This is a genomic window from Sphaerospermopsis aphanizomenoides BCCUSP55, from assembly GCF_001586785.1.
Lineage (GTDB): Bacteria > Cyanobacteriota > Cyanobacteriia > Cyanobacteriales > Nostocaceae > Sphaerospermopsis_A > Sphaerospermopsis_A aphanizomenoides_A.
In genome coordinates, this window is record NZ_LUFH02000193.1 from 1 (window position 1) to 3,555 (window position 3,555).

The following is a 3,555-nucleotide window of genomic DNA, read 5'->3' on the forward strand; positions in this document are numbered from 1 at the left end:
GGGCAGGGGGTAGTCGTTTTGATTCCAAAAAAATATTGAATAATTTATTTTTTGGAGTTCCCTTAGCGTGTTATGAGCCAGGGATATGGATTGTTGATTATAGTTACTAGAATGCCTAATACTTGGTTGTAGGTTCTATAAAGTTCTCTACCTGTATCAACTTCTAAATAACCACATTTCACAGCAAAAGTAAGCCAAGTCTGAGTTTCTGCTGCTTCTGCTTCTACATCATTCAACTTAGCAATAAAAGCAGCCTCATAACGACGTTTTCTCCATGCCTCTGCCAGATTTGCACAGACAGACCGTGATGATCTACGAATTTGATCTGTCAGTGAATACTTCTCTTCAACAGGAAACTTTTTAGATAATTCAAAAATTTTCATGGCAACATCTAAAGCCATTTTATATACTTCTAGGTCTTCATGACTTTTGATTGGTTCTTTTTCCATTCCCCCTGCTCCACTGTCATCTGATTATTTCACAAAATTTTCGTTGCTCCAACTTATATCATGCCCGGATAATCACTGACGATATAGGTGGGTTGTGCAGAAAAACGAAAATTCTTTCTCCCTGCCCCCTGCTCCCTGCTCCCCTTCCTTGCCATAACGACAATTTTTAACGCCGACCTACTGATTATTGCCTAATGGCACTGATTAAAATTCCCAGAATCTTTTTCACATCCTTGATATAATATTCACTTAAATCAATGGAAATAATTTTATCTTCTAACTTCAAAAACTGCCAAATAGTACCGATGGTTACAGCACCATAAACAATTTTAATCTGATTTTGTTTTTGTTCGTTAAATAACTGAGCAGCAACCATTTCCGCTATACATTGCGCCAAACCTGATTTCAAGTTTTCATTTTTAGTTTCTACCAATGTAATTACAGGTGCGCGGACAAAAAGCTGTTCTTTGGAGAGACTAATCAAAAAATCACAAAAACCATTTAATCCTTGTTGGTTATCCACATTAAAATCTACCCCCGAAAATAAACTAATTTCGTAATTCAATTTCCGTCTAACTTCCAGTAAAATTGGACTAATTATCATCTCAGACCGAGCTTTTTCAGTATTAATTGAAACAGCTAAATCAACATTTTCCTTGAGAATTGTTGCTAGTAAATCACTACATTCTTCCTCTGGTGTCTCTGCAAATAACCCTGAAGCTTCATTTATTGTCAATCCAAAGTTTTGGATAACTTCACTTAATTTAAAATCACTGTAAGACATTTTTATTACCTTAACTAAATAATATTGGCTCTACTGTACTTAGTATGCTAAACTAACAGGAAGAAGAATTTAAATTAAGTAAGTCAGCACGAAAAAACCGTAGACACGCAGAAGCTTCTCGAAGAGTGGTATGTAAAAAAATGTAAAATTCCTAAAAACGTCTTCCCTCCTGCCTTCTGCCTCCTGCCTTTTTTAACGCCGACCTACTTAAAACCCTTGTAGCAAACGTTGAATAGAAATTTTAATTTCTGGAAATGCTAACGGAGATATTTCACCTAAAGTCAAGGTTAATTCTTGGGAATCATCACCATTTATTGGTTCTCTAAACACTTTTACTTGTTGATTCTTTAAATCTACTACCCAATATTCAGGAATTGATGCAGCAGAGTATGTTTTGCGTTTTACATCTAAATCTTTACTCAGGGTCGTTTGAGAATATTCGATTAACCAAAATATATTTTCAGGATAAGGATGGTGACTGCGATAAATAGCACGCTGTGGTTCAACTATTGCTAAATCTGGTTCTGGTTCTGAATTACTTTCAGGAATAGTAATAGGTTTTGCATCTCTTACCAATGCTTTTGAACCAAGTAATTCACGCAGATATTCAGCAGAGTCAGTATTAATTTGTGCGTGTTCTGGTCCTTCCGGTGCCATGTTGATAATTTCTCCATTTAGTAGTTCAACCTGACGACCAGCTAAAAGGCCAATTTCAATCATGCGATGATAGTCGTCTAAACTCCATTTAGCAGTAGTAACTGTCATGGTGAGTTTTCCTTGCATCTAGGCTGTGATTTTCATTGTAAGCTCAAAATTCAATATAAAAATGAGATATTCTAACTCCTGAATCTTGAATTCTCTTTCTTTGATGAGGAATTTACATCTAATCTTCAGTTTTTCACCTTTTGACTGAACTTTGATTGCTGAATGTTTACAGTTACATCATAATCACCAAAAATGTTGTTGTTTGTTATATAATAATATCACGTTTATTTTATAAAAATATCACAATCCTAAAGTTTGGTTTCAACAGTTATCATGGAGTACCCAAAGCACTGGAAAGAATTGGCTAAAAACATTAAAGAAAAAGCTGATTGGCGTTGTCAAAAATGCGGTCGCGTTTGCTTACGTCCTGGTGAAAAACCTAATGATATTATTAACCCCCGTGCCTATAATCTCCAGGTTCATCACTGGAATAGAGACCCATCTGATAACAGATTAGAGAACCTAATTTGTCTTTGTTCTGGATGCCACCTTAATTATCATCGTGGTGGAAAGGGTAATGTTTCTGTTGGTCAATTATCTCTATTTGATCTGTCAAAATTTTAGATTTTATTCATTGGAGATGTAGATATTTTCTTGAGGAGAAATGGAAAAAGAAAATCCACAATTATTTGTCTGTATTTATCTGTATCAAAAATAGTTAAACTAGAAATAAATCCCTAAAATTTTCTTGACAGAAGGGTTTAACTTCCTCCTGTCAAAATAATTTTTAATTAGTTGGCATCACTGGTTATTTCTTGTTATTTAATCATAATTTGTCTGATTAAAATACTCATGAACTCCCCAATATTACCAGTGGGTATAAGTTCACTCCAATCTCCAACATCTGCATAACCAATTACCTGTAAATGATGAATTGTACTAGTAACAGTTCTCCTTGAGCCAATTAATAAATGCTTTAATGGTTCTCTGTTACTAGGTTCTTTGACTACTGTGGTGTCATTAGCACCGGCGAGAAAATTTTGAATTTGTGTCATGATTAATTTACCTGTAAGGGTTAAGGCGATTTGCCTACCTGCCAAGATTCAGGAAGTGCAGCGTAGGTGTCGCCTTATTTTTATTTTATATGTAGATGTGTAAGTGTGTATATAGCATCTCCCATAAATTTGTAAAGTGTGGAGGTGTTGATGTGTGTATAGCCCGTGGTAAGACCAAGAAAAGCTGAGAAAGATAAATATGGTGAACCAAAGCAGAGGTATCAGATAATGCTAACTGAGACTGCTTCTACAGAACTTGATAGGGTATCCGAGAAATTAGGTATCACCAGAAGTGAATTAGTTGAACAGGTGATTAGACAGGGTTTATTGGAATTAGTAAAAATAGATATAAGTGAGGATTAATAAACTGTGAACGGGTATTACTGCCGAACTGGATAATACAACCCATCTTCTGCCTGAAATTTCCAGCCTAACCCACTTGGATCTCGATTCCTAGACCAGCTGATAAATTCCTGCTCAGTTTTGTTTTCCCGTTCATTAGACATCTCCAAAATAGTAATATTATGTGGGAAAAGGAGAAGATGAGAGATTTTTAATACAC

General features: G+C 35.3%; 6 protein-coding genes and 1 pseudogene. 2 read left to right on the forward strand and 5 right to left on the reverse strand.

Translation table 11 applies throughout. From position 1 onward, the window contains the following. Positions 1 to 62: 62 nt before the first annotated feature. The 3 genes from A0J48_RS26000 to A0J48_RS26010 form a co-directional block, all read right to left on the reverse strand. Complete coding sequence (locus A0J48_RS26000) at positions 63 to 449, reverse strand: four helix bundle protein (protein WP_200327466.1); 387 nt, start codon at positions 447 to 449, stop codon at positions 63 to 65. A 184-nt stretch (positions 450 to 633) separates the two neighbouring features. Further along, complete coding sequence (locus A0J48_RS26005; RefSeq protein ID WP_200327467.1) at positions 634 to 1,233, reverse strand: hypothetical protein; 600 nt, start codon at positions 1,231 to 1,233, stop codon at positions 634 to 636. 207 nt (positions 1,234 to 1,440) lie between these two features. Then, positions 1,441 to 1,998 (reverse strand): Uma2 family endonuclease, encoded by a 558-nt coding sequence (locus A0J48_RS26010; protein WP_200327468.1) that lies wholly within the window; start codon positions 1,996 to 1,998, stop codon positions 1,441 to 1,443. Between the two features lie 273 nt (positions 1,999 to 2,271). Here A0J48_RS26010 and A0J48_RS26015 point away from each other — a divergent pair, with 273 nt between their 5' ends. Continuing rightward, complete coding sequence (locus tag A0J48_RS26015) at positions 2,272 to 2,562, forward strand: HNH endonuclease (protein WP_200327469.1); 291 nt, start codon at positions 2,272 to 2,274, stop codon at positions 2,560 to 2,562. A gap of 194 nt (positions 2,563 to 2,756) precedes the next feature. Here the strand turns inward: A0J48_RS26015 and A0J48_RS26020 are convergent, their stop codons facing one another. Continuing rightward, positions 2,757 to 2,993 (reverse strand): hypothetical protein, encoded by a 237-nt coding sequence (locus tag A0J48_RS26020; protein WP_200327470.1) that lies wholly within the window; start codon positions 2,991 to 2,993, stop codon positions 2,757 to 2,759. 165 nt (positions 2,994 to 3,158) lie between these two features. Here A0J48_RS26020 and A0J48_RS26025 point away from each other — a divergent pair, with 165 nt between their 5' ends. Beyond that, positions 3,159 to 3,356: a ribbon-helix-helix domain-containing protein gene (locus tag A0J48_RS26025; protein WP_325079219.1), complete on the forward strand. Its 198-nt coding sequence runs from the start codon at positions 3,159 to 3,161 to the stop codon at positions 3,354 to 3,356. Between the two features lie 17 nt (positions 3,357 to 3,373). On the opposite strand, the pseudogene A0J48_RS27320 reads toward A0J48_RS26025, so the two are convergent. Continuing rightward, positions 3,374 to 3,555: pseudogene (locus tag A0J48_RS27320) on the reverse strand (hypothetical protein); the annotation flags it as partial.

Coding starts and splice junctions, on each gene's coding strand:
- A0J48_RS26000 (WP_200327466.1), bottom strand. CDS start 449: ATGGAAAAAGAACCAATCAAAAGTCATGAAGACCTAGAAGTATATAAA.
- A0J48_RS26005 (WP_200327467.1), bottom strand. CDS start 1,233: ATGTCTTACAGTGATTTTAAATTAAGTGAAGTTATCCAAAACTTTGGA.
- A0J48_RS26010 (WP_200327468.1), bottom strand. CDS start 1,998: ATGACAGTTACTACTGCTAAATGGAGTTTAGACGACTATCATCGCATG.
- A0J48_RS26015 (WP_200327469.1), top strand. CDS start 2,272: ATGGAGTACCCAAAGCACTGGAAAGAATTGGCTAAAAACATTAAAGAA.
- A0J48_RS26020 (WP_200327470.1), bottom strand. CDS start 2,993: ATGACACAAATTCAAAATTTTCTCGCCGGTGCTAATGACACCACAGTA.